Source organism: Paenibacillus sp. P2(2022), from assembly GCF_029522175.1.
Taxonomy (GTDB): domain Bacteria; phylum Bacillota; class Bacilli; order Paenibacillales; family Paenibacillaceae; genus Paenibacillus; species Paenibacillus polymyxa.
On the sequence record NZ_JAKWFI010000001.1, the window covers coordinates 1,388,591 to 1,412,360 of the forward strand.

The 23,770-nt window shown below is 44.7% G+C and carries 25 protein-coding genes; 14 read left to right on the top strand and 11 right to left on the bottom strand.

All coding sequences use genetic code 11. The features are described 5' to 3' along the window. Window positions 1–72: 72 nt before the first annotated feature. A complete protein-coding gene (locus MMB75_RS06315) occupies window positions 73–1,194 on the top strand; it encodes a phosphodiester glycosidase family protein (protein ID WP_016820787.1) in 1,122 nt (373 codons plus the stop codon). Between the two features lie 41 nt (window positions 1,195–1,235). Then, window positions 1,236–2,240 carry a stalk domain-containing protein gene (locus MMB75_RS06320; protein ID WP_017427021.1) on the top strand — a complete coding sequence of 335 codons (1,005 nt, stop codon included), beginning with the start codon at window positions 1,236–1,238 and terminating at the stop codon, window positions 2,238–2,240. 116 nt (window positions 2,241–2,356) lie between these two features. On the opposite strand, the gene MMB75_RS06325 is transcribed toward MMB75_RS06320, so the two are convergent. Continuing rightward, window positions 2,357–2,896: a helix-turn-helix domain-containing protein gene (locus MMB75_RS06325; protein WP_016820789.1), complete on the bottom strand. Its 540-nt coding sequence runs from the start codon at window positions 2,894–2,896 to the stop codon at window positions 2,357–2,359. 271 nt (window positions 2,897–3,167) lie between these two features. Between MMB75_RS06325 and MMB75_RS06330 the strand changes: the two genes are divergently transcribed. Together MMB75_RS06330 and MMB75_RS06335 are read left to right on the top strand one after the other, a co-directional pair. Next, window positions 3,168–3,581 (top strand): DoxX family protein, encoded by a 414-nt coding sequence (locus MMB75_RS06330; RefSeq protein ID WP_016820790.1) that lies wholly within the window; start codon window positions 3,168–3,170, stop codon window positions 3,579–3,581. Window positions 3,582–3,630: 49 nt separating this feature from the next. Then, window positions 3,631–4,497: a VOC family protein gene (locus MMB75_RS06335; protein ID WP_045244531.1), complete on the top strand. Its 867-nt coding sequence runs from the start codon at window positions 3,631–3,633 to the stop codon at window positions 4,495–4,497. Between the two features lie 70 nt (window positions 4,498–4,567). On the opposite strand, the gene glsA is transcribed toward MMB75_RS06335, so the two are convergent. Next, the gene (gene glsA, locus MMB75_RS06340) at window positions 4,568–5,506 is read right to left on the bottom strand and encodes a glutaminase A (protein ID WP_045244532.1); all 939 of its coding nucleotides are present in this window, start codon (window positions 5,504–5,506) and stop codon (window positions 4,568–4,570) included. A 176-nt stretch (window positions 5,507–5,682) separates the two neighbouring features. Here glsA and MMB75_RS06345 point away from each other — a divergent pair, with 176 nt between their 5' ends. Next, entirely contained in the window at window positions 5,683–6,018 is a 336-nt protein-coding gene (locus tag MMB75_RS06345) for an AMP-binding protein (protein WP_045244533.1), read from the top strand. Between the two features lie 103 nt (window positions 6,019–6,121). On the opposite strand, the gene MMB75_RS06350 is transcribed toward MMB75_RS06345, so the two are convergent. Continuing rightward, window positions 6,122–6,433 carry a hypothetical protein gene (locus MMB75_RS06350; protein WP_017427018.1) on the bottom strand — a complete coding sequence of 104 codons (312 nt, stop codon included), beginning with the start codon at window positions 6,431–6,433 and terminating at the stop codon, window positions 6,122–6,124. 291 nt (window positions 6,434–6,724) lie between these two features. Between MMB75_RS06350 and MMB75_RS06355 the strand changes: the two genes are divergently transcribed. The 5 genes from MMB75_RS06355 to katA all read left to right on the top strand — a co-directional run bounded on the left by MMB75_RS06355 (window position 6,725) and on the right by katA (window position 11,446). Continuing rightward, the gene (locus tag MMB75_RS06355) at window positions 6,725–7,630 is read left to right on the top strand and encodes an NUDIX hydrolase (protein ID WP_019687360.1); all 906 of its coding nucleotides are present in this window, start codon (window positions 6,725–6,727) and stop codon (window positions 7,628–7,630) included. 30 nt (window positions 7,631–7,660) lie between these two features. Continuing rightward, window positions 7,661–8,143, top strand: coding sequence for an NADAR family protein (locus MMB75_RS06360; protein WP_016820795.1), 483 nt, complete (start codon window positions 7,661–7,663; stop codon window positions 8,141–8,143). 5 nt (window positions 8,144–8,148) lie between these two features. After that, window positions 8,149–9,048: a TIGR02452 family protein gene (locus MMB75_RS06365; RefSeq protein WP_045244534.1), complete on the top strand. Its 900-nt coding sequence runs from the start codon at window positions 8,149–8,151 to the stop codon at window positions 9,046–9,048. 49 nt (window positions 9,049–9,097) lie between these two features. Next, on the top strand, window positions 9,098–9,700 hold the full coding sequence (cysC, locus tag MMB75_RS06370; protein WP_017427014.1) for an adenylyl-sulfate kinase: 603 nt from the start codon (window positions 9,098–9,100) through the stop codon (window positions 9,698–9,700). Window positions 9,701–9,988: 288 nt separating this feature from the next. After that, complete coding sequence (gene katA / locus MMB75_RS06375) at window positions 9,989–11,446, top strand: catalase KatA (protein ID WP_017427013.1); 1,458 nt, start codon at window positions 9,989–9,991, stop codon at window positions 11,444–11,446. A gap of 121 nt (window positions 11,447–11,567) precedes the next feature. Here the strand turns inward: katA and MMB75_RS06380 are convergent, their stop codons facing one another. The 7 genes from MMB75_RS06380 to MMB75_RS06410 all read right to left on the bottom strand — a co-directional run bounded on the left by MMB75_RS06380 (window position 11,568) and on the right by MMB75_RS06410 (window position 19,524). Continuing rightward, window positions 11,568–12,878: an MATE family efflux transporter gene (locus tag MMB75_RS06380; protein ID WP_045244535.1), complete on the bottom strand. Its 1,311-nt coding sequence runs from the start codon at window positions 12,876–12,878 to the stop codon at window positions 11,568–11,570. Beyond that, a complete protein-coding gene (locus tag MMB75_RS06385) occupies window positions 12,845–13,687 on the bottom strand; it encodes an ABC transporter ATP-binding protein (protein WP_025364969.1) in 843 nt (280 codons plus the stop codon). Before MMB75_RS06385 ends, MMB75_RS06380 begins: the two co-directional genes overlap by 34 nt. Then, window positions 13,680–14,516: an ATP-binding cassette domain-containing protein gene (locus MMB75_RS06390; RefSeq protein ID WP_017427010.1), complete on the bottom strand. Its 837-nt coding sequence runs from the start codon at window positions 14,514–14,516 to the stop codon at window positions 13,680–13,682. Before MMB75_RS06390 ends, MMB75_RS06385 begins: the two co-directional genes overlap by 8 nt. Window positions 14,517–14,523: 7 nt before the next feature. Continuing rightward, window positions 14,524–15,378 carry a nickel transporter permease gene (gene nikC / locus MMB75_RS06395; protein ID WP_017427009.1) on the bottom strand — a complete coding sequence of 285 codons (855 nt, stop codon included), beginning with the start codon at window positions 15,376–15,378 and terminating at the stop codon, window positions 14,524–14,526. Beyond that, window positions 15,375–16,319, bottom strand: coding sequence for a nickel ABC transporter permease (gene nikB, locus MMB75_RS06400; protein ID WP_017427008.1), 945 nt, complete (start codon window positions 16,317–16,319; stop codon window positions 15,375–15,377). The genes nikC and nikB overlap by 4 nt, the downstream gene beginning before the upstream one ends. A gap of 1 nt (window position 16,320) precedes the next feature. Then, on the bottom strand, window positions 16,321–17,856 hold the full coding sequence (gene nikA / locus MMB75_RS06405) for a nickel ABC transporter substrate-binding protein (protein ID WP_017427007.1): 1,536 nt from the start codon (window positions 17,854–17,856) through the stop codon (window positions 16,321–16,323). Between the two features lie 204 nt (window positions 17,857–18,060). After that, window positions 18,061–19,524 (bottom strand): DHA2 family efflux MFS transporter permease subunit, encoded by a 1,464-nt coding sequence (locus MMB75_RS06410; protein ID WP_068981556.1) that lies wholly within the window; start codon window positions 19,522–19,524, stop codon window positions 18,061–18,063. 137 nt (window positions 19,525–19,661) lie between these two features. Here MMB75_RS06410 and MMB75_RS06415 point away from each other — a divergent pair, with 137 nt between their 5' ends. From MMB75_RS06415 to MMB75_RS06425, 3 genes are all read left to right on the top strand, one after another. Further along, on the top strand, window positions 19,662–20,231 hold the full coding sequence (locus MMB75_RS06415) for a TetR/AcrR family transcriptional regulator (RefSeq protein WP_016820806.1): 570 nt from the start codon (window positions 19,662–19,664) through the stop codon (window positions 20,229–20,231). Between the two features lie 195 nt (window positions 20,232–20,426). Beyond that, window positions 20,427–20,678, top strand: coding sequence for a YolD-like family protein (locus MMB75_RS06420; RefSeq protein ID WP_025364962.1), 252 nt, complete (start codon window positions 20,427–20,429; stop codon window positions 20,676–20,678). A 37-nt stretch (window positions 20,679–20,715) separates the two neighbouring features. Continuing rightward, window positions 20,716–20,922, top strand: coding sequence for a hypothetical protein (locus MMB75_RS06425; RefSeq protein WP_017427005.1), 207 nt, complete (start codon window positions 20,716–20,718; stop codon window positions 20,920–20,922). 126 nt (window positions 20,923–21,048) lie between these two features. Here MMB75_RS06425 and MMB75_RS06430 read toward each other — a convergent pair whose 3' ends face one another. Further along, window positions 21,049–21,378, bottom strand: coding sequence for a DUF3817 domain-containing protein (locus MMB75_RS06430; protein WP_016820809.1), 330 nt, complete (start codon window positions 21,376–21,378; stop codon window positions 21,049–21,051). Between the two features lie 330 nt (window positions 21,379–21,708). On the opposite strand from MMB75_RS06430, the gene MMB75_RS06435 reads away from it, so the two are divergent. After that, the gene (locus MMB75_RS06435; RefSeq protein WP_045244536.1) at window positions 21,709–23,748 is read left to right on the top strand and encodes a fibronectin type III domain-containing protein; all 2,040 of its coding nucleotides are present in this window, start codon (window positions 21,709–21,711) and stop codon (window positions 23,746–23,748) included. Window positions 23,749–23,770 lie beyond the last annotated feature (22 nt).

A 23,770-nucleotide genomic window follows, 5' to 3' on the forward strand; every position in this document is an offset into this window, starting at 1 on the left:
TATCGCTACTGATCATTTGATGGGCAATAGTGAAGAAATACGATAGAAGTCACCAAACAGGAGAGATGATGAATGAAACCGGAAGTCTTGCCACAGCGTGCAGCAGCTCGCAGGCAGAAAAATAAGAAAAAGAAACGAAAAGGAAAATTTGGTCGCTTTATGTTGCGACTTTTTATTGTATTCCTGTTAGCAGGAATTGGGGGCGGTGCATGGTTGTTTTTAACCCCTTCTGGCAAGGAGATGCGCTATTTGGCTGCGGATACGCTGATTACGACTCAGCATCGTCACTGGGCGAAATATTTTATCGGCGAAGCAGAGGCGAAGAAGCGCGTGGCTGAATATTCGGCCCGGTTCGAAGAGATGGGAGAGGAAAAGGATAGACATACAATCAATCTGCCTGATCTGATACCTACTAAAGTACAACAGACGCCGTTGGTTGAAGTGGAAGAGGTATCGGGTCGTAACTATCATGGCTATGTTATGACGGTGCATGACCCCACTAAAATTAGGCTCGGGGTTCCTGCTAAAGTCGGCCGGGGAGAACATGTATCTAGTATGGTCGAGCGTTTGGGGGCCGTTGCTGGTGTAAACGGCGGTGGATTCGCTGATCCCAACTGGAACGGAAATGGCTTTAAACCGATTGGTGTTGTCATTTCTCAGGGCCAGATATACTACAACGATATGGGTAAAAATGCCTCTGTTCAAATCGTAGGTATTGATAAACAGGGAAAAATGATAGCCGGTCACTATTCGTTGTCCGAGTTGTCCAAAATGAATGTGCAAGAAGCGGTTACTTTCCAACCACGCCTAATTGTGAATGGAAAAGGTCTGATTCGCAATGCAAGCGAGGGATGGGGCATTGCTCCCCGTACCGCGATGGGACAGAGAGCAGACGGGGCAATCCTTTTCGTAACCGTCGACGGTCGCCAGCCTGGGTACAGCATAGGTGCCAACTTGTATGATATGCAAAATATTTTACTTAAGCATGGAGCGGTTATCGGTGCTAATTTGGATGGAGGTTCATCAACGGTGCTCGTCAAGGATAACACCATTGTCAACAAGCCTTCCTCTGAATACGGAGAACGATATTTGCCGACTGCGTTTCTCGTATTTGAGCATCCAGAGACCGTCAGTATTCCGAACATCTGGGCAGGGATGAGACCTGGAGACATTGACGCAGCCAAAAAGAAATAGAGCCGGAATGAACAAGTCTATTAAGTGAACGGAGACTCATAATGAAGCTAGATCGAACAGGATTTCAGCGATTGTTTGTCGCCTTGCTGATGCTACCATTGCTCTTGACAACAATGCACCAAGGAGAAGTCGAAGCGGCTGAACAGGGAACCACAGCACCTCAATCAACACCACAAACAGATATTGTTATAGCCGGTCAACCCTTAAACAACAAGACCAAATCTCTATTGATTGACGGTAAGCTCATGGTACCGCTTAAACCTTTGGCTGAAGCTGTAGGTGCAAGCTACCATTGGGATGCTAAAAAAAAGCAGGTCACGCTGCAAAAGTGGGCAGAACCCTTAGTTCTTAAGGAGCGATTACGTAAGAGCAAGCAGCAGCTTACATTTGAGGTTGTAGGTAAAGACGTATATGTGCCTCTTAGAGATGTATCGCTTGATTTAGGTTATACGTTAGAGAAGACAAATACACAGATTCAGATCCAGCCACCGATTCACGGTAAACTAAAAGAACAAATATATGAGGGAGATCTCGTGGCAGCACGTGAAGCATTAATCCACTTAGAAAGACGTTCTGTCCATCCTTATATAGAAGAACATCGTCCTAACACTGAGCTGCTGTCCAGTGTCTATATGTTCCCCCAAGGCGAAGCATTGCGGTATTTTACAGTGAACGGGGATGTGCTGAGTCTGGTTGAAGTGAAGGACGGTTTTCCGATTGTTACCTATCAAGGGTATGTGGGAGCTCCCTTTGATAAAACCTTTACGATGGAATACGATCCACTGGAGCTGTTTTTGGCTAATAAAGCCAAAGATCAGTGGGGAACCTATCCGAAATTAAATAAGCCGCTGATCTACGAGTATACTACAGGATGGGGGGACAGCAGCTCTACTTATTATGGGCGTATTACTACGGATAAAAAAGAAGAGTTGTTGGGTACGACGGGTGATCCGGTAAGCGGGCTCCCAGCCAATGCCAAGCAGATCATGAAAACCTTTAAGCTGCCGTGGGAATCACGTACAGATGCCCAGCAGGCGATGGGATAAGTTTAGCAGAGTAGCTACTACAAAAAAGCGTGTATCGTTGAAGTTAATTTAACTTCCCGGTACACGCTTTTTACAATGAAATGGGTAATGAATATTGTGATATGCTCAAATCTTGTTTAGGCGTCATTTTCTGCTTCGAGAAACACGGAGATCAGAATACGCGCGTTGTTTTCTCCAACATTTTTGGCATAGTGGGGGATGGCTGCTCTCCAGCTAAAGGAATCTCCTGCTTCCAGAGTAGCTGAATCCTCACCCTGCTCCACGTATACCGTACCCTCCAAAATAAAATGAATCTCATCCCCTGCATGAGCATGTTCTTCTTCTGTAGATGAGCCTGGCGGCATGTCCACCAGCATCATTTTGACATTACCCTGACCACCCAAATGATCGACCTGGAGTTTGTTTTTACCATACAATGTTTTACGACGCTCGTCCTTACGAATCACTTGCATCCGTTCCTCTTCTTTAAGAAGCAGAAAAGCGAGAGGTACGTTCAGCGCATTAGCGATGCTGTCCAATGTAGCGATGGAAGGGGAGGTTTTATTATTTTCGACTTGACTCATAAATCCTTGAGATAGACCGGTTCGTTCGCAGATTTGCTGGATGGATAAATTTTTACGTTTACGAGCCGCACGAATGTTGCATCCTATACCCATAGAGCGTTCCTCCTTTTAGGGAAATATAATATATACTAATTTATTATTCATCATACCAAATAATTTGTTGACAGACTATAGTTTCTTATGCTAAATTCACATTACAAAATAATTATTACTATTACTAATAATTTGAGTGTAATTCATACTTATGTGTTGCAGTATAGATTCGGACGTCATTATTTTTTTGGCTAAATTATTAGTAATATAAATTAATTATTCATATACGCTTGTATGAGTGTATTAAAACAAACAGAATGGAGAGATAAAGATGAGTTCAGCAAGCAGAAATGTTTCTACAATTATGCGGGTGGCGCTCGGAATTTTGTTTTTGGCGCACGGAATTGCTAAATTCCAAATGGGATTGGGTAATGTTGCAGGCTGGTTTTCCAGCATTGGTGTCCCAGGATTTTTAGGTTATGTCGTTGCGGTGATTGAGTTGGTCGGCGGGATTGCATTAATTCTTGGATTGCTTACTCGCTATGTATCCGGACTTTTAGTTATTGTATTGATCGGCGCTATTTTCACGGCCAAATTGTCCGGCGGGTTGATGGGGAATGGTCAAGGCGCTGGCTATGAGCTGGATATTGCTTTTATTCTGGTAGCTCTTCATCTCGTATTTGCGCCGACAACTCGCTGGTCTCTGGATTCTTTGTTCAGCCGTCGTGGGTCAACAGAACAATAAATTTGATTAAGCCTTAGTCCTCCAATCCATGTAGAAAGAGGGAAATCTCATGACAGCACATATTCATGACAACACTAAAATCGGGCAGGTTTCATTAAAAGTTAGTAACTTGGAGCGCTCTATTCAATTTTACACTGAGGTCATTGGTTTACAGCTTCTACGTCAAACAGCGGATACCGCTGAATTGACTGTTGACGGAAAGCATGCGCTACTGATTCTTAACTATATTGAAAATGCAGTTATTCTGCCGCGCCAGTCTGCAGCCGGATTGTATCACTTTGCTATTCTTCTACCAGATCGTATAGCTCTGGGTTTGTCTTTGCGTAATCTGCTGGCTCATGAGATTGAAATCGGACAGGGAGACCATGATGTAAGTGAAGCATTATACATCCATGATCCCGATAATAACGGAATTGAAATCTATGCGGATCGTCCTCGTAATCAATGGAAAAAAGATGCAAATGGATTTTACATGATGGGAACTGGACCTGTGGATGCAGAAGACCTGATTGCCATTACTGAAAACTTACCTTGGCAGGGACTGCCACAGGGAACGGTAATTGGGCATGTTCACTTCCATGTGTCTAATTTGCTCACAGCACAGCAATTTTATTGCGATGTGCTTGGCTTTGACATTACATGCCGATATGGATCTTCAGCCTTGTTCGTTTCCGCAGGTGGTTACCACCACCATATGGGCTTAAATATATGGGCAGGTGAAGGAGCGCCACCAGCTCCCGAGCAGGCTGCTGGATTGGATTATTTTGAACTGAATGTTCCAGACCAACAAGAATTGGATGCCATTACTGCTCGTTTGACTGCGGCAGGTTATCGATTACAAGAACGTGATGGGGCCTTGTATGTGGCTGACCCGTTCCGTATTCAAATCAAATTGGTTCAGGGTCAAACCATTTAACATAGCAAGAACGTAACAGAAAAGGGTATTCCTATGAGCCGTACTGGCTGGGAATACCCTTTTTTATATCCTAAAACAAACTCCAATCCAAATCGCGGGACATTGTCTCCAGCAAGTGTACCCCCGCTGTACTGTTGCCCATACGATTCAATGAAGGCCCCACTAACCCGATGCCGTATCGTCCAGGTACCATCGTCATTATACTGCCAGATACGCCGCTTTTGGCAGGGAGTCCGACTTGAATGGCAAATTCACCAGAGGCGTCATACATACCGCATGTTGTCATAAATGTTTTGGCGATCTGTACATAGCGACGGGGGATTAAAGGTATACCTGTGACCGGATCACGGCCGTTGTAGGCTAGTATGAGTCCCATACGTGCTAAATCTGTACAGTTTAATTTGACAGCACAATGTCTGAAATAGACGTCAAGCACATCCTCCACATGACCTCTTAAAATCCCCTTTTCCATTAGAAAATAAGCAAGGGAACGGTTCAAATGGCCTGTGGCTGATTCTGAATCGTAGACATCCTGATCATATTCCAATGTGTCATTATGAGTAAGCAGACGGAAAAATTGAAGAACACGGGCAAATCTCTCTTCTGGACTGTTTCCGCGAATCAGAGAGGAGACCGCGATTGCTCCGGCATTAATCAGTGGGTTAAATGGAATCCCCGGCTCGACTAGTTCTAGCTTTAGCATGGAATTAAAACGGTCTCCGGTAGGCTCCATACCTACCTTAGAGAAGACAACGTCCTCTCCATTATCCATCAAGGCCAGAATGAGCGTAAATACCTTTGAGATGCTTTGCATCGTAAACTGGATTTCCGTATTTCCGGCTACCACGGTCTCACCCGCACCGTTCATGACCACAATACCCAGCGCGCCGGCCGGGGCCTTGGATAGTTCGGGAATATACGCTGCTACCTTGCCATGAATATACTCATGACGGCTTTGTTCTACCCATTCCGGCAGTTTGGTCTGTAGTCTCTGCCACTCCGATGTCATTTCTTTTCCTCCAGTCGAGTAACCAATCTGTGGTATTTATTGTAGAGCAAGAAGTAGCTATATACTTATTTTAAAGAAATGTTCAGTCGAAAAACAAGCTCTGATGTCATTTCTTTTTCTCCAGTTAAATCCCCAATCTATTGTAATATCTGGATTATGGCTGACAGGAGAAGGAGATGAAGTTGAGCATGTTACACGGTATGTTAGTGGATTACCCACGAGAGAAAACGATTCATCAGTTGTTTGAGGAGCAGGTTGAGCGCACACCGGACCATGTGGCGGTTGTACTTGGGGACAAGCACTTGACGTATGCTGATCTGAACAAACAGGCCAATCAGCTTGCACATGCTTTGCGGGTCAAAGGTGTAGATAAGGACGAGCCCGTTGGAATCATGGTCGAATGCTCATTGACTATATCGATACCGAACTTTATGTCGATAACTCAAAATCGTTTTTGCACAGTCTACAAGAGCTTGAAACCGATGACCTTTGGTACAAGTAAAGTGAAGTAAGGTGAAGTAAAAAAACTGCCGACAGGGTCGACAGTTTTAGTTTAAAGACCTTCTGATGATTCAATTGGATTCATCAGAAGGTTATTTTGCTATGTACTAGAAATCAATAATAGCTGCTGGAATTTAATGAGCTTATGATCGCAGGCAATAGAGCAACAGCCATAATGATATAGATAACAATTACAATAGCGGCCCATAGCAGGCCTGCCTTAGCGTAGTTCGCTTTGCTCGGATTTGTCGAGCCGCTAAAAGCCCACACAAACAGCATAACAATTCCAACTACTGGTATTGCCATCAGGAGTAAGCTGATCATCCACTCCTTGAATGAAACAGGTGGCGGGTAAACAGGGGCAGGTCTGGACGGTGCTCCTTGTTGATTGTATTGCGGATTAAACGGGTTAGACGGGTTAGACAATTGGATCTTCTCCTTACGTGTTTAGTATGTTGTGTTTCCTATATTGTCCAAAACATCATACATGATATGACAATAAGCAACAAGTAAAATTCAGTAAACAGTCTAATAGTACTATCACATGACCAAAAATAGGTCTATACACCCTATTGACGAAGCGCTAATTATATATTAATGTATTGATATTAACATTTTGTTTTTATCAAATGATTTAAATTAAAATTTACATAGAGCATTCGTTGCTTTTGAAGGAAAAGCGATGATGTCCCAAATATGAGCAGGTAGGTGACACAAGTGACAGATAGATCGAAATACAACGACAGTGGCTTGACGGAGGAGCAATTTTTGGCCCTTTATGATGCTAATCAATATGAGCGTCCATCCGTAACGGTAGATATGCTGCTATTTACTGTAATGGATCAGCTCCAGCAGAATTACCGTAAGCTACCGGAGAAAACACTTCAGCTCCTCTTGATCCAAAGAGGAGAGCATCCTTTTATAGGGCAATGGGCGTTGCCCGGCGGTTTTGTAGGCATGAATGAAAGCCTGGAAGAGGCTGCACGCCGTGAGCTTAAAACTGAAACCAATGTGGATCAGATTTATATGGAGCAGCTGTACACTTGGGGAGATGTAGCACGTGATCCGCGTATGCGGGTGATCAGCTGCGCTTACATGGCGTTAGTAGACCATGAATCCTTGGAGGTACAGGCAGGAGATGATGCCGCAGATGCTCAATGGTTTGAGCTGGATTACAGTGTGGCTCAGGAGACGCGGACGAATCAACCGGAAGGTTATACGTGGGAGCAAAACATTGACATTACATTGAAGCATGCGGACATCCTTTTAACAGCCAAAGTGAAAGTAACTGAAATTCTTAAGGGGAAAACCATAGAAATCAAGCGAGAAGTGCTGGAGTCACAGGGAATTGCTTTTGATCATGCCAAAATTATTGCGTACGGTATTGAGCGTCTACGCAGCAAAATTGAATACACAGATATTGCGTTTCACCTGATGCCAGCTCTGTTTACACTGAGTGAACTCCAACAGGTGTATGAAATTATTTTAGGTAAAGAGCTGTTAGCCGCGGCTTTTCGTCGTAAAATAGCAGATCTCGTGGAAGAAACCAATGAATACAGGAAGGCGGCCGGACATCGTCCGTCCAAGCTATACCGATTTAAGCCACGGTCACGTTTTATATAGCATAAAAGGAAGAAGAAATGAGGATTAGTCATGGAGAAGTTTACATTTTTTTATCGCAGTCATTCACCATTTTCGCAATGGTACCCTTGTGAATTTGTCGTAGATGGATTGGAGTTTAACTGTGCTGAGCAATATATGATGCTAAAAAAAGCGCAGCTTTTCGGAGATGAAGAGGCAGCTCTGAAAATTATGCAAGCCCCTACCCCAAGGGAGCAAAAAGCCCGTGGTCGCAGTGTGCGCGGATTTGACCAATCCTTATGGGAAGCAAATTGCCAGCAATTTGTGTATGACGGAAATTATGCCAAGTTCACCCAAAATACGAATTTGCTCAAGCACCTGCTTAAAACGAAGGGAACTACTCTGGTTGAGGCTAGTCCTACGGATACCATTTGGGGTGTAGGTTTAGCTGAAAATGATGCTCGTATACGGCACCGGAAGCTATGGCGGGGTACGAACTGGCTGGGGGAAATATTGACGAATTTACGTGAAGATCTATTGCAAAAGGAGGATTAGTCACCATGAAAAACACAATGAATTCCCGAAGTAAGCGGGATGCCAGGTCACATATGGCGCATGAAACATTATCCATTTTAGAGAATGGGCATTATACAAATACCAAACAGGTACAAGTAAATATAGCAAAAGAGGTAGGGAATGCGGTCACAGGCTCGAAGCTATATAGACCTTCTCAACTGGTAGTGATAAAGCAAGATGCAGAGCAAAGAATAAAAAGTATATTAGGAGCTTCTTCCGATGTAGTCGAACAGGCGATCATTAAAAAGATGGAAGTAACGGGAGAAAGTACGTTGCAGGCCGCACATAGACTCCAGGTCGAGGAGAAGCGGGAACACGTAGCTTGTTTGAATTTTGCATCAGCCAAAAACCCCGGGGGCGGATTCCTTGGAGGCAGTCAGGCTCAAGAGGAAAGCTTGGCTCGTTCGTCAGCACTGTATCCTTGTATTTCACAAATGGAGGAAATGTACCAACATAATCGGAAGCTGCGGAGCTGTTTTTATTCAGATTATATGATTTATTCTCCTCAAGTTCCTGTATTTCGGGATGATCAGGGAACATTGCTGGAAGAGCCGTATCTAGTCGATTTCCTGACCGCGCCTGCTGTGAATGCTGGAGTCGTGCATGAACGGGAGCCAGAGCAGGTCAATCGGATTGGAGAAGTTATGTTGGAGCGCATTCGTTACATTTTGGGAATGGCCATGCAAAACGGGGTAGAACATCTTGTGCTTGGTGCTTATGGTTGTGGAGTATTCCGCAATAAGCCGGAGGAGGTAGCCAGTTGGTTTAAGCAAGTACTTGTAACTGAAGGATATGGATTCCTGTTTAAACGGGTTGTCTTTGCGGTATTGGACCACAAAGCAGAGCAGCGTACTTTAAACAGTTTTAAAAATGCTCTATCCTGATGTTAGAGACAGATTAAACATTAATACTGATGAAATAGGAGAGTGCTGAATGAACCCATCTTCCAACATTACCTGGCATGTATCAGAAGTGGATAAGCAAGCTCGACAGCTTCTGAATGGACATAAGAGTCCGGTGCTTTGGTTTACGGGGCTGTCTGGCTCGGGAAAGTCAACGGTATCCTCCACACTCGAAAAAGCGTTATATGCAAGAGGTATACGTACATTTATTTTGGATGGGGATAATGTTCGGCATGGTTTGAATCGCAATTTGGGTTTCCTGCCCGCTGACCGCAAAGAAAATATTCGTCGTATAGCCGAAGTGTCCAAGCTAATGGCCCATGCGGGTGTTCTAACGATTTGCGCCACCATTTCGCCTTATCGTGAGGATCGTGAAATGGTAAAGGACATTTTACAGCAGGAGGGCTGTTACGAGATTTATATCCGATGCAGTCTAGAGGAATGCGAGCGTCGTGATCCAAAAGGCATGTACAAGAAAGCAAGAGCTGGAGAAATCCAACATTTTACAGGGATTGATGCTCCATATGAAGTACCGCTGGAACCTGATTTAATCGTATCTACGGAAGGCCGGGAGGTAAAGCAGTCGGTACAGGATATTTTGGATTTTCTCGATAGAAAGCAGCTCTTATTATGATTTTATGATGAATTCTATATGAATATTGTCTGAAAGTCTCTATAGCAAAACCTAAAGAAGTGATCAATGCGATCATTTCAGAATATAGAAATTGAAGTCACTTTATTGTAAATAAATACAGCACTATATTACGGCAAGCCTTAAGGGGCTTGCTTTTTTATTTGTGATTTTAAACTAATTCTAAATCCTAAATTATAATTATTATAAAAAAGTATTGATTTTTGTTTGTGCACAATTTATAGTGAAAGGCACAAGGTCAACCAATTCAATCAAGAGGTGATTTCAATTATGAGTAACCAACCAACGAACCTGACTACAAGCTGGGGCGCTCCTGTTGGAGATAATCAGAATTCGATTACAGCAGGCTCACGGGGGCCTGTACTAATTCAGGATGTGCATCTGCTGGAAAAATTGGCGCATTTTAACCGGGAGCGTGTGCCGGAACGGGTTGTTCATGCCAAAGGTGCGGGGGCACACGGATATTTTGAAGTCACTAATGATTTGTCTTCATATACAAAAGCAAGCTTTTTGTCCGAAGTGGGTAAGCGTACACCGATGTTTATCCGGTTTTCTACTGTGGCAGGTGAGCTAGGCTCGTCCGATACTGTACGCGATCCACGTGGATTTGCGGTAAAGTTTTATACAGAAGAAGGAAACTATGATCTCGTGGGCAATAATACACCTGTCTTTTTTATTCGGGATGCCATTAAATTTCCTGACTTTATTCATACGCAAAAACGTCACCCCCAAACGCATTTGAAAAACCCGAATGCGGTCTGGGATTTCTGGTCCTTGTCTCCTGAATCGCTGCATCAGGTAAGTATTCTCATGTCTGATCGCGGTATTCCCGCTACACTTAGACATATGCATGGTTTTGGCAGCCACACGTTCAAGTGGGTGAACGCCGAGGGACAGGCCGTATGGGTGAAATATCATTTTAAAACAGAACAAGGCATACAAAATCTCGATGTGGATTTAGCTGCGAAAATTGCCGGTGAAAATCCTGATTATCATATACAAGATTTGTTTAATGCGATTAAAAAGGGCGATTTCCCGGCATGGAAACTTTATGTGCAGATTATGCCCATAGAAGATGCGGATACGTACCGTTTTGATCCATTTGATGTGACCAAAGTATGGTCTCAAAAGGATTACCCGCTGATCGAGGTAGGGCGCATGGTGCTGAATCGCAATCCTGAGAACTACTTTGCTGAGGTAGAGCAGGCGACATTCTCGCCGGGTTCATTTGTTCCTGGTATTGAGGCTTCCCCGGATAAGATGCTGCAAGGACGCCTGTTTGCCTATGGTGACGCACATCGCTACCGTGTCGGTGCAAACCATAATGCGTTGCCAATCAACCGGCCGCATGCGGAAGTTCACAACTATCAACGCGATGGTGCATTGCGCAGTGACGGTAATGGCGGGGGATCTGTCTATTACGAGCCGAATAGTCTCGGCGGACCGAAAGAATCATCTGCTCACAAAATTGCTCCTTTTGAAGTGTCTGGCGAGGCACAAAGTGTAGCCTATGATCATCACGATCACTACACACAACCAGGGGACCTGTACCGCTTGCTGAGTGAAGAGGAGCGCTCACGTCTGGTCCGAAACATTGTAAATGCCATGAAGCCTGTAGAAAGTGATGAAATCAAACTGCGTCAGATCGGTCATTTCTATAAAGCTGATCCTGAATACGGGCGTCGTGTAGCGGATGGTCTGGGCTTGACCGTACCACAAGGCGAGTAGAAGGATTGGCAAACGCCTAACCTGAAAGCCGTATGAATAAATAATAAAAGGATGTCCCCACACCACATATATGGTGGAGGGGACATCCTTTGTTTTTGAGAGTCATGTAAAGCAGGGGCTACTAAATTCTCTTCAACCGAGGTAAGTAAACCACCAGAAACAGTGACCGTCCCAGGGCAAAGATGATAAAGGATAACCAAAGTCCATGATTCCCATAATGAGGAACGCACCAGAAGAGAGCAATCAAAAAGCAGACCAGTGAAATCAGCATGGAATTACGGATCGGATACGTTACCGTCATCCCTGTAAACACACCGTAGAATACCAGTCCCAGCCCGGCTGCTAGGGGAAAGACCACCAGCCACCCATTGTAAGGAGTCGTCAGGCTAATCACTGTAGCATTCCCCGTAAATAGCGAGATCAGCGGATCTTTCAGTGCAAGATACAATCCTCCCGTCACTACACTGGTAACCAATGTCCAGAACCAGGACAAATGAATAACTCTCTGCAGCATTTTACGATCCCCGGCACCACGAGCCTGACCCGTCATGATGCTACTGGCGTTGGCGAACCCGTCAAAAAAGTAAGCCATAATGTAATGGATCTGCAACAAAATAGCATTTGCCGCCAACTGATCGGTTCCAAAGCTCGCACTGCGCGCCGTAAACAGATTAAACATCGTCAACAGGCAGGCAGTACGAATCATGAGATCAAGGTTCGTCGCCATGACACTTTTTAACCCTGAGGCACCGAACCATTCTCGCCAATTCCTCTGTCCGCTGCGCTTCCATTCTCTCCAAATCGGTGAACGGAACACCAGTACAAGACCCAATACACATGCAAGAGCTTCTGCAATCAGAGTAGCGCTTGCGACCCCAGCGACATTCCAATGCATGACCTGTGTAAATACAATAGCTAATAGCATATTAATCACATTCATGGATATTTGTAAAAATAGTGTAGCTTTCACGCGGGACAATCCCATCAGCCATCCGAGCAGCACATAGTTCACTAATGTAAGGGGTGCTCCCCAAATACGGATGTTAAAATAAATTGCTGCTTGCTCTGCCACATCCTGAGCTGGATGGATGAGCTGGAGAGAAGCTAGCAAAATGGGCTTTTGCAATACAATAAATACTGCACTAATGAGTAGAGCTATGGCAAGTGGGCGCATGAGAGCAGCTATGCCTTGATCGTTATTTTGTGCCCCTGCGGCTTGTGCTGTGAAAGCTGACGTACTGACTCGCAGAAAGCCAAACAGCCAATATAAAGTATTGAAAATAAGAGTACCGACTGCCACGCCGCCTAAATAGGCAGAGTGGCTTAAATGACCGATTACTGCTGTATCCACCGCACCGAGTAGCGGGGTTGTAATCGTCGAAATAATTAAAGGGATTGCTAAAGCAAGATAGGCTCGGTGGGAAGGCAGCATGTTGAAAAAACCTCCAGTAACGATTGTGTATAGGGATGCCGATCCGAATGAAATAATGATTCCTTGGAAAAATGTTCAAGCACACGGCCATCTTTCATAACCATGATTCGATCACTCATAAAGTGCACAGCCGCCAGATCATGCGAGATAAACAGATAAGCCAGTCCAAACTCATCCTGCAAATCCTTAAGCAGATTCAAAACCGTGGCTTGTGTGGTCACATCCAAACTTGCAGTCGGCTCGTCCAATACGATAAAATCCGGTTCTGTGCTAATGGCACGTGCAATGGTTACACGCTGCTTTTCCCCACCACTGAGCTGATGTGGGAACTTATCCAGATAGCTGGCCGGAAGCTTTACCATACCTAACAGTTGTTCTGCTATATTCCGACGTCCGGAGGGCAAACCCGCCATAAAGGAAGGAACATAGCACTTGAGCTGATCCAATGGCTCCAGCAGTGATTGCAGAATGGTTAGTCTGGGGTTCAAAGCTGCGGATGGATGTTGAAATACCGCCCCCAGTCTGCTGCGAATCCGTTTTAATTCACTTCGCTTTAATCCTCGAATGGACTGTCCGCCCAATCTAAGCTCACCTTGATCAAACGGGTCCAATGTCAAAATACAGCGAGCGAGTGTGCTTTTCCCACTGCCGCTTTCTCCGACAACACCCAGACATTCTCCGGGCAAGACCGACAGAGTAACATCGTGCAGCACAGTTTTGCCCCCAGTGTAAGCCTTCGTCAAACCGGAGACGGTAACAACAGGATTAGAGCTGTCTTGCCACTGAGCGCAGGCGGCTTGATTATTCATGTAATATGCTCCTTCCCGGTGCAAGCTGTTCATCAGTGCTATTGCATGGCAAACGCGAAGGAGCGCCTGGAGACAGCGGCGGAATAGCCGCCAGCAAGCGACGCGTATAGGGATGGACTGGATGGTCTAGCACCGCTTGCGTTTGGCCAGCTTCAACCAAAACACCTGTACGCATTACGGCAATTCGATCCGCATACTTCCGTACATGCCGTAGATCGTGAGTAATCCACAAGACGGAAATTCCCGTTTCCATCCGGATTTGATCAATGAGCTGGAGTACTTGGTGTGCAGTCAGCGTATCCAGCGCAGTTGTGGGCTCGTCGGCAATAAGCAGCTTTGGCTTTAGAAGCAGTGCAGCTGCAATAGCCGCTCGCTGCAATTGACCGCCGCTGAGCTCGAATGGATAGCTGCGGTACACACGTTCGGCGGGAAGCTGTACGTGCTCAAGCACCTCGATACAACGCTGTTTACGCGCTTTACGGTCTTGCTTGCCGTGAGCACACATCAGCTCGTCGAGTTGGCTGCCTACACGTAAAAAAGGTGTAAAAGCCCCGTGATAATCTTGAAAAATGTAAGATATTTCACTGCCAAGCAAGGAACGTCTTTGTTTAACAGGTAGGGCAAGCAAATTCTCGTCATTCCACATGATGATTCCTTCAGCGCTAACAGAAGCGGGGAGGAGACCGCCAATAGCGAACGCAGTCATGCTTTTCCCGCTGCCGCTTTCGCCTGCCAGAGCACACCATTCTCCCGGATGAATGGCAAGTTCCAGTTGTTCTACAATCGTTTTTGCTTTTGTTCGAATCGTTAAGCCTTCAATAGTCAGCATGTATAGTTCACTCCTCTGACCGGGTTCTAACATCATATCGGTCGCGTAGCTTGTCTCCAAACACGTTCGCCAGTAGCACGGTGAGTACGACAGCTATGCCGGGACCAAGCATTAAATGGGGTGCCATTTGAAAATATGCACGCCCTTCATTCAACATCGTTCCCCATTCGGGAATGGGCGGTTGAGGACCTAAGCCCAAAAAAGATAGAGAGGCGATCATTAAGATGATTTTGCCGATATCCAGCGTAGCCAGTACCAGTACATTCCCAATGGCATGGGGTAGAATATGCCGCATGACAATTCGCAGGGAGGAGGTACCCGCAAGTATCGATAGCGAAATGTAATCCTTTTGCTTTTCAGCCAGAACGGTACTGCGCACCAGGCGGGCATAACCAACCCATTTTACTGCAGACACCGCAAATATAAGATTCCCTAAGCCTGGTCCAAGCAGGCCGCTTAGCACAATGGCAAAAATATAATCAGGCAAAGTCATGAAGGCATCGACTACACGTTGAAATACACGATCCACCCAGCCTCCAATAAATCCTGACAGCAGACCGAGGGGAACCCCGACAACCAGTGAAACGATCAAAATCAACAAACTGGTTCCGACTGTCGTCCGTAGTCCTGCTATGACTCTCGACAGCACATCTCTACCCAAATGATCGGTTCCCAGCCAGTGCATTGCACTGATCGGTTGAAGTCGACTTCCCATTTGGATATGATACGGATCTTGCGGAGCTAAGAAGGGTATGACTGTAATGGCTGTAAGAATAAACAGGATGGAAAGTGATCCGATCCATGCTTTGGACAATCGTGCCCTGGTGAACTGCCTGTTTTCCGCATGTACGGATTCTATCATGATAAACGTTTCTCCTTCAAAGCAATTTCAGGATTGACCCAACGGTAGGACAGCTCTACCAAGATATTGAGACATATAATGAATACGGCCATAAAGATTGTATAGCCCTGTATAATGGGGTAGTCTCTCGCGGCAATTGCATCCACAATCCATTTGCCAAGCCCCGGATAGGCGAATAGCACTTCGATCACCACCGTACCTCCCAATAGGCTGCCTATGCTCTCGCTGAATACCGTAATAAGTGGAACTAAGCTGTGACGGAACATGTGTCTAAAAAAAATGCGAACCGGACTGATTCCACGCGCTTGCGCTGCTTTGATAAAATCCTGCCCCGAGCTTTCAATCAGACTTGCGCGAATCATTCGTACATAAACAGCCGCCATTGCCAATCCGAGGGTAAGAGAAGGGAGGACTAAATGGAAAATGGTCCCATCACCCATAGACGGCAAAATACGCAATTTAACCGCAAACCATTCGATAAACAAAAGACCTAACCAAAAGCTGGGAATCGAGGAGCCAATTAAGGCAAACACACGACTGGCACTGTCAATCCAGCGGTTACGGTACAGCGCGGACAATGTGCCTAACGGGAGAGCTATCAGCAGCATAATGAACAGGGAGCCTCCAGTCAGGAGAAGTGTATAAGGCAGCTTTTCTATAAACTCTGTCAAGACTGGACGATGGGTTAAATAAGATTGTCCAAAATCCAACTGGAGCAACTGAACCAGCCACTTACCATATTGCACAGGCAATGGCTGATCCAGCCCCAATTGGCTACGCATATCTGCAATTTGCTGATTGGATACAGCTACATCATCTACTCGAAGAATGCTCCGAACGGGATCGCCCGGAACAAGCTTAAGCAGACAGAAGCTCACAAAGGAAAGAACAAGAAAAAACAACATAAACGTCAGAAACTTTTTGGCAATGGATTGAAACATGCTAGTTCACATCCAAGTCCTGGGTCAGCAGATAGTATTCACTTTGGCTGGTTACCCAGTTATGTACGTAATTACGATAGGCCACTACGTTGTTTGGATGAACTAGAAAGGATTGCAGATTTTCTTGGTCAATCAGCGTGACAGCCTTCAGCGCCAGCTTGTTGTGCTGCTCCTCATTCACAGTTGTGTTCAGTTGTGTAATCATACGCTCGAGTTCTGGTATATGCATACGACCGTAATTCAATGCTCCCTCCGGCATATAGGCCGCATTCAGGAAGTAGCTTGCATCGCCGCGCGGGGCTGTAATGTTACTGTAAGTCGCCAAATCCCAATCCTGATGAGCGGCCAGATATTCATCAATATTATCAACCTGACGGATATCAATCGTGATGCCAAGCTCCTTAGCGTTAGCCTGAATTAGCTGCGAAATGAGTGGGAGTTCTGCTCTCGACTGGTAGGTTAACAATGTAAAATGAAGGGGGGAGCCATCAGGATTCGTAATTTTGCCGTTCTGCACTGTATATCCAGCCTCTTTGAAGCCTTCTCGCGCCGCATTCAAATCAAACTTTTTCGTAATATATTCCGGTGAAAAAGGAAAATCCGGCAAGAACGGACCTTGCGCAGGGGTTCCCTGACCAGACATGATACCGCTCGCAATCTCATCTCGGTTGATCAGATGATCAAATGCTTTGCGCACAGCTGTTTTTTTCAGATCATGATTGTTCATATTGTAAATAAGTTGGTGCGTCCGCAGGCTGGGGAGAGAGTCAACTTTAACGGTAGAATCAGCTTTCAAGAGTTCCAGACTTTCAATGGGCGGACGGTACACAATATCGGCTGTTTTAGCTTGAAATGCAAGCTGACGTGCATTGGCGTCTTCGTTAAACATGAACTTGGCATGTTTCAGCTTTACTTCACCGTTCCAATAGTGCTCGTTGCGCTCCAGATTCAGTTCACTTCCGGCACGGAAACTGGCAACCTGGAACGGCCCCGTTCCCGATGGGAAGTCACCTGTGGCTGTGGTGTCCATAATTGCGGTATTCGGATGAACCAGCTCAGATACAAATTCCGGGAAGGGCTTGTCCGTCGTAATGCTCAAGGTCTGCCCTTCTGCATGAATATCACGGATATGTAGTGCATTTTTGACCGATGGATTGAGCTTTAGCGCTCTTTCCAGAGAGGCTTTGACAGCTGCCGCATCTACGGCTTTACCGCTATGGAATTTCACGCCTGGTCGGATGCTAAAGGTCCAGTGTCGCCCGTCCTTACTATCCCATTTCTCTGCAAGCCAAGCTTCCAGCTTGAGATCCTTATTCACTTTGATCAATGTTTCATTTACTCCAGCACGAACGGCTGTGTAATTAATATCTGTATGAGGATCAATAGAAGGGCTTTGCACGTTGAACAATAAGGTGACACTCTTATCTTGTGGTGCCGTAGAGGATGTGGATGTAGTTGATGGAGATGAAGCACAGGCTGTCATCATCACCGCCATTACCGCGGGTATAAATAGTTTGAAATATGAACGTTTAAACAACAGGGAGTCCTCCTTAATAGTAATCGTAATTTTTACGCTTTACTCCGTGAGTCATATCGTAACCAAATGAGGAGGATTTGTAAATATGTAATTATATGAATACCTATCTAGATTCGTAAAAAAAGGCTGCTTAACCATAAATGAGATGGTTAGCAGCCTTTAAATTTATTCAGGTATTATGTTTGGAATAAAAATAATGGTTAATTAGTGCATGGGTGCTTTAGCAGTGCCATGTTCAACATGAACTCTGCGAATGAAAAACGCAAGGATCAGACCGATCACGCTGATGACCATTGCAAAGAAAAATGAATTCTGAGATCCGACTACCATGGCTTTAGCCATTTCATTTACGGATTGAGGCATGCTGGATTGGCTCAAATAGCTGTCCATGCCTTTGGAGAGAATACTTACCGCTACGGCAGTACCGATTGCACCAGCGACTTGCTGGAGCGTACTCATAATAGCCGTTCCGTCTGGGTATAGATCCATAGGGAGCTGGTTTAGACCGTTAGTTTGGGCTGGCATCATAATCATAGAAATGCCGATCATCAAGCAGCTATGCAGCACAATAATGAGTACGAGCGTGGATGTCGTTGTAATGCCTGACAGGAAAAACAACACAGCAGCCACGATTACAAGTCCTGGAATCACAAGCCATTTGGGACCGAATTTATCGAATAAGGAGCCCATAATAGGCGACAAGAGACCGTTGATAATCCCACCGGGCAGAAGCACCAAACCTGCTGTTAGAGCGGACAAGGCCAGCCCTTTTTGCAAAAAGAGTGGAAGAATCAGCATCGTAGAAAGGATCGTCATCATACATAAGAACACCATGATAACGCCGATCACAAACATTGGATATTTAAATACACGCAAATTCAGCATAGGTGCTTTCATTTTTAACTGTCGTACAGAGAACAGAATCAACGATACCACGCCGATGATCACAGGAAGCAAAACAACCAGGCTGGTCCAGCCTTCGCCACCTTCACCAGATTTACTGAAACCAAACACGACACCGCCGAAGCCAATGGAAGACAGGATAATAGATAAAAGATCAATCTTGGGTTTGGTCGGTTCTGAGACGTTCTGCATAAACAAAATACCGCAGATCAGCGAGAGGACCAAGAAAGGAAGAGAGATCCAGAAGATCCAGTGCCAAGATAAATTCTGAAGTACCAGTCCTGCAATGGTAGGTCCTACCGCAGGTGCAAACATAATAACCAATCCGATGATTCCCATAGCCGCGCCTCTCTTTTCAGCTGGGAAGATAATTAAGATCGTGTTAAACATCAACGGCAATAACAGCGCTGTACCCATAGCCTGCAAAATGCGTGCGATCAATAACACTGAAAAGGTAGGGGCAAGCGCTGCAACGAGACAACCAGCTATTGAAAATAGCAACGATGTCACAAACAGCTGTCTTGTGGTAAAGGTTTGAAGCAGCAATCCCGATACAGGCACCAAAATACCAAGTGTCAGCAGATAGGCGGTAGTCAGCCATTGAGCTGTTGCAGTTGTAATATGCAAAATCTGCATCAAATCATTCAACGCAATGTTAAGTGCCGTTTCACTGAACATTCCAATAAAGCCACTAAGGAGCAGGGCAATCATAATAGGTAGCACCTTGAACGTTTTGGGTTCAGAGGGTGAACTTGTTTGACTCATTGTACTCATGTTGTTTTTGTTCCTCCAATAAATTAATGGGTATTGAATTATAACGATCGGTCTATATATAATAAACATGCTATTATTTTTTTGTCAAAATAAAAGTTTCAAATATTATATAATGAAGGATGCTGTATATGGCTGCTAAACCCGAATCATATGAGAATATCGTACAAACGGCGTCAAGACTCTTTTTTCACCAGGGGTATCATGCGACCGGACTGAATCAGATTCTTGCCGAGAGTGGATCGCCGAAGGGATCACTTTATTATTATTTTCCACATGGTAAAGAAGAGTTGGCTTTGGAGTGCATAAGAAGAGGGAATGAGTTTATTAAGCAAAAATTAAAACAGGCACTGAGCGGAAACGAAAATCCTGTAGTAGCCATTCAGGATTTTATTCGTCATACAGCTGAGGAGGCAGATCGTCTCGGCTTTGACAGCTTCATGCCGATTGGCTTCTGGGCTGCTGCGGAAACTTCCTGTATCAGCGAATCGCTACGTCATGCTTGTGTGAATACGTTTACAGATTGGCAGCGCATTTATATGGAGCGTCTTCAGGAATCGGGCTTGGATGAGGAAAAGGCACACAGTCTGGCGGTACTGATCATTTCAATGCTCGAAGGTGCATTAATTTTGGCCGTTACGCAACAGAGCAGTGCTCCTATTTATAACATCGTGGATTACATTCCACAATTGGTCAAATGACTTAGCTATTCGGGTTTCAAGCGCCCCTAATGAGCTCCAACAAGCGACTTTAGAGAGTCGATGTTTTCATTTTTGAGAACTCGGCTTTTTGGTGCATCCTGGGATGTAATTTTACTCACATTACCAGCACCAAATGATGAAAAGTATGGTAAAATGGAATGAATTTGATTTTGCGCGAAAGGAAGAGTGATGCAAGTGGCAAAAGCGAAGGTACCCAAACGGCCTACTCGGGATGAATTTGTACTTGAGGAAATCGGGAATCAGCTTGTAGAAGCACAACAAGAGCAATCCGAAGTTGTATTGACTGTATGGGGACGCGAAGAAGCAACCCGCGGACAAATCGTTAAAATGGATCCGAGAACAGGCAAGGTTCATGTAGAGAGCAATGGAGAAACGGATAAAGTTCCTTTTATGGATATCATGAGTGTAAATTACCCGAGAGATTAGTTGTGATTACATAAATATAACAGAAAGGGATGAAAGAATGTCAAAGTTAGGCGTCTCCCTTACAATCGGTATTTTTATGATCATCTTTTCAATGATTTTCGGTTTTAAAGTATATATAGTTGTTTCTGCTGCTATGTTCGGACTTTTTGCTTATCTAGCTATAGCAGGATATCTCAAACGTAATAACCAGGATGATCCGTCAAATGATGGCTATTATGAATTTTTGGAAAATGTCAGGAACTAATAATTATTATTCATGAATAAAAAAACAACCGAGTGGTTTACAGCCATCGGTTGTTTTTTTATATTCTGCTATATAAGTGGTAAAGAGAACACCGCATGGCTGCGTTGACCTAGGCCTGGTATAGGTTTATGTAGCTTTGATCGGGCTGGCATGATTGGTGCGGGCTGCGGCTTTCTTAAGCACCTTACGATCGAAAATGAAGGGGCCGAACGGCAACAGCGAGGCAATCAAGGCTGCAAGCCCTTGCAGCAGCGTAATTTTACGCAATATCAACATGACTAACGTGGCAACCACATAAGCCACAAACAGTACCCCATGGATCATTCCCACCCAGCTTACCATTTGCGGCATTCCAGCTGCGTATTTAAGTGGCATGGCAATACATACAAGCAGCAAATAAGAAATCGCTTCAATATTACCAATGGCACCAAACGTTTTAAAAGCATTTTTGAACATAATAGACCTCCTTTTTCTGTTACTTAAAATTTAATATATCCTATAATGCAATGTTATTAAACGGTAGAAAGTTACGATATATCGAAAATTTACAGCTAACTCTTAATATTTACTTTGATACTCGGGTCACAACGTCCGGGTTGTTTAGATTAACGTAAGAAAAAAATGAGGTCTAAACATTTGGTATGGAAATTCCGATAACAGTTAAATGAACGTCTGTACGTTATGGTATATATTTTAAAAGCTGGATTGCAGCAGAAGGGTTTGTGCGTTTACTTATTCGTTTTAACAAATAAAATTTCCATACTGGTATCAAGGAGAGCATAGCATATGAATAAAAAACGTCTGCGTCAATGGATGGCTCCGTTCGCAACGGCCACACTGATTTTGAATACGGGATATGGCATTTTGGGACCCGATGCAGTGGCTAGCGCGTTGCCGACTGAAAGGCATAACTCAAATCTGACAGGTTTGAATAGTGCACAATCACATACCAAATTAGCAACCGTTCAAGGGCGCCAAATGCCGTTCACTTCTGGCGCGAAATTGACTTCGTTAACTGGTCAGAAGACCACTCTTAACCAAATGATAAAAGTAATGTCGAGCCAGCTGGTTACTTCGAATATTGCGCCAGCAGATGTAAGCAGTCTTACTGCGGTTCCTACAGAAACAACAAAAGTAAATTTGTCTTGGATCAATCCGTCGGACATCAATTTTGACCATGTAAAAGTGGTTAATGTCACTAACGATGTATATGTAGATAACATTCGAAGTAACTCTTATATGATGAGCGGTTTACAGCCGAACACGACATATACCTTTCGCGTGAAAACGGTGAATAAGAGTGGAAATGAATCTCTAGGTACGACAATACAGGCTAAAACGGCTTCCGTTGATGGTCCTGTAGATAAGACACCCCCAGGAGAAGTAAGCGGGCTGACAGCGACGAATGTAGGATATAATGGATTTACCATCAATTACATATTGCCTAAGGATGCTGACTTAAGCCAAGCGATTATTTATTTAAATGGTACTGAGATTCAGAGAACCACAGGCACGTCTTACACGTTTAATGTCTTGAATGCTGCTACAGCCTACACTGTAACGGTCAAAACGATAGATAAATCCGGAAACTTATCTCAGGGAGTTAGTATTCCCGTTACAACGTCTTCAGTCTCTACCGATATTGTGCCCGAAGTGACAGGTGCTTCAGTGACATCAGTTAATAACTATAGCGTTACTGTTTCCTGGACAAGACCTAGCGGAATTAGTACAGTCAGCCTGTATAAGGATGGCCAGCTGGTAACGGATTCAACAGGATCATCCTATACATTTAACAATCTATCGGCAAGCCAGACATACACATTCACGATAAAATCCAAGCGAAGCACAGGTGCGTTGTCTTCCGGTGTGAAACTGACTGCCACAACGGACAGTACGTCCTCCAATTCGTCAGAAGTGTCCAATCTTGAAGTCGATAGCAAAAGCGACACCTGGATCAAAATCACCTATGACATGCCGAGCAGAGCAGAGAAGGTGAAAATATATGTTGATGGCGATTATAAGGGAACTACAAGCTCAGAATCCTATAAAATTACGGATTTACGAGAGGGACGCTGGTATGAGATTAAGGTCATAACCGTAAATAGTAGTGGTAGGGAATCTAGTGGTGTAAAGATATCGGAACGCACGAATTCGGATGGTTACTACTCTTCGTCCTCTAGTTCATCGAACTATGAGAAAGCGAGAGATTTAATGCGGATTGCGGAGAACAGTCTAAATGCGTCCGACTGGCGTTCTGCCAGAGATGCGATTAGTGATCTGCCAACCGGTACACGTAAAAGCGATCTGCTGGATCGATTGGAGGCTATTCGTAATAGGGCATTAGGCACCGGCAGTTCATCGTCCGGGACGAGTTCAACTACAACGACTTCCGGCACTACGACGAATTACACGAACAGTGCGGTTGCTTCCTATTCAACGTCGTTCACCCTAACACCAGGAGCTAAAACAGCTTATGTGGATGGTCGGGCTACAACGATAGCTCAGGCGCCGAAAATCATAAATGGCGTAACGATGGTCCCGTTACGATTTATCAGTGAACGGGTGGGTTACGATGTAAATTATGAAAAAGGCACCAAAAAGATCATTCTGAATCGTCCTACAGACGGCAAACAAATAGTACTTCAAGTCAAGAATTCCACACTTGCTGTATATGAGTTAAACAACTCCCGGAATTATTCGACGAGCATCACTGCTCCAGTTATTGTTAACGGCTACACGCTGGTTCCATTACGAGTCATCAGCGAGCTTTCGGGTTATCAGGTAAACTATAATACTGCATCCAAACAAATTACGATTACCAAATAAATACTTCTGAAAAAAGAGTTCT

Bases quoted from the DNA above. Each gene is read 5' to 3' on its own strand.
- MMB75_RS06365 (WP_045244534.1), top strand. From the start codon at position 8,149: ATGAAAAACACAATGAATTCCCGAAGTAAGCGGGATGCCAGGTCACAT.
- katA (WP_017427013.1), top strand. From the start codon at position 9,989: ATGAGTAACCAACCAACGAACCTGACTACAAGCTGGGGCGCTCCTGTT.
- MMB75_RS06390 (WP_017427010.1), bottom strand. From the start codon at position 14,516: ATGCTGACTATTGAAGGCTTAACGATTCGAACAAAAGCAAAAACGATT.
- MMB75_RS06435 (WP_045244536.1), top strand. From the start codon at position 21,709: ATGAATAAAAAACGTCTGCGTCAATGGATGGCTCCGTTCGCAACGGCC.
- MMB75_RS06415 (WP_016820806.1), top strand. From the start codon at position 19,662: ATGGCTGCTAAACCCGAATCATATGAGAATATCGTACAAACGGCGTCA.
- MMB75_RS06315 (WP_016820787.1), top strand. From the start codon at position 73: ATGAAACCGGAAGTCTTGCCACAGCGTGCAGCAGCTCGCAGGCAGAAA.
- cysC (WP_017427014.1), top strand. From the start codon at position 9,098: ATGAACCCATCTTCCAACATTACCTGGCATGTATCAGAAGTGGATAAG.
- nikC (WP_017427009.1), bottom strand. From the start codon at position 15,378: ATGATAGAATCCGTACATGCGGAAAACAGGCAGTTCACCAGGGCACGA.
- MMB75_RS06385 (WP_025364969.1), bottom strand. From the start codon at position 13,687: ATGAATAATCAAGCCGCCTGCGCTCAGTGGCAAGACAGCTCTAATCCT.
- MMB75_RS06335 (WP_045244531.1), top strand. From the start codon at position 3,631: ATGACAGCACATATTCATGACAACACTAAAATCGGGCAGGTTTCATTA.
- glsA (WP_045244532.1), bottom strand. From the start codon at position 5,506: ATGACATCGGAGTGGCAGAGACTACAGACCAAACTGCCGGAATGGGTA.
- MMB75_RS06410 (WP_068981556.1), bottom strand. From the start codon at position 19,524: ATGAGTCAAACAAGTTCACCCTCTGAACCCAAAACGTTCAAGGTGCTA.
- MMB75_RS06330 (WP_016820790.1), top strand. From the start codon at position 3,168: ATGAGTTCAGCAAGCAGAAATGTTTCTACAATTATGCGGGTGGCGCTC.
- nikB (WP_017427008.1), bottom strand. From the start codon at position 16,319: ATGTTTCAATCCATTGCCAAAAAGTTTCTGACGTTTATGTTGTTTTTT.
- MMB75_RS06325 (WP_016820789.1), bottom strand. From the start codon at position 2,896: ATGGGTATAGGATGCAACATTCGTGCGGCTCGTAAACGTAAAAATTTA.
- MMB75_RS06380 (WP_045244535.1), bottom strand. From the start codon at position 12,878: ATGCTGCCTTCCCACCGAGCCTATCTTGCTTTAGCAATCCCTTTAATT.
- MMB75_RS06425 (WP_017427005.1), top strand. From the start codon at position 20,716: ATGTCAAAGTTAGGCGTCTCCCTTACAATCGGTATTTTTATGATCATC.
- MMB75_RS06360 (WP_016820795.1), top strand. From the start codon at position 7,661: ATGGAGAAGTTTACATTTTTTTATCGCAGTCATTCACCATTTTCGCAA.
- MMB75_RS06320 (WP_017427021.1), top strand. From the start codon at position 1,236: ATGAAGCTAGATCGAACAGGATTTCAGCGATTGTTTGTCGCCTTGCTG.
- MMB75_RS06345 (WP_045244533.1), top strand. From the start codon at position 5,683: ATGAAGTTGAGCATGTTACACGGTATGTTAGTGGATTACCCACGAGAG.
- MMB75_RS06430 (WP_016820809.1), bottom strand. From the start codon at position 21,378: ATGTTCAAAAATGCTTTTAAAACGTTTGGTGCCATTGGTAATATTGAA.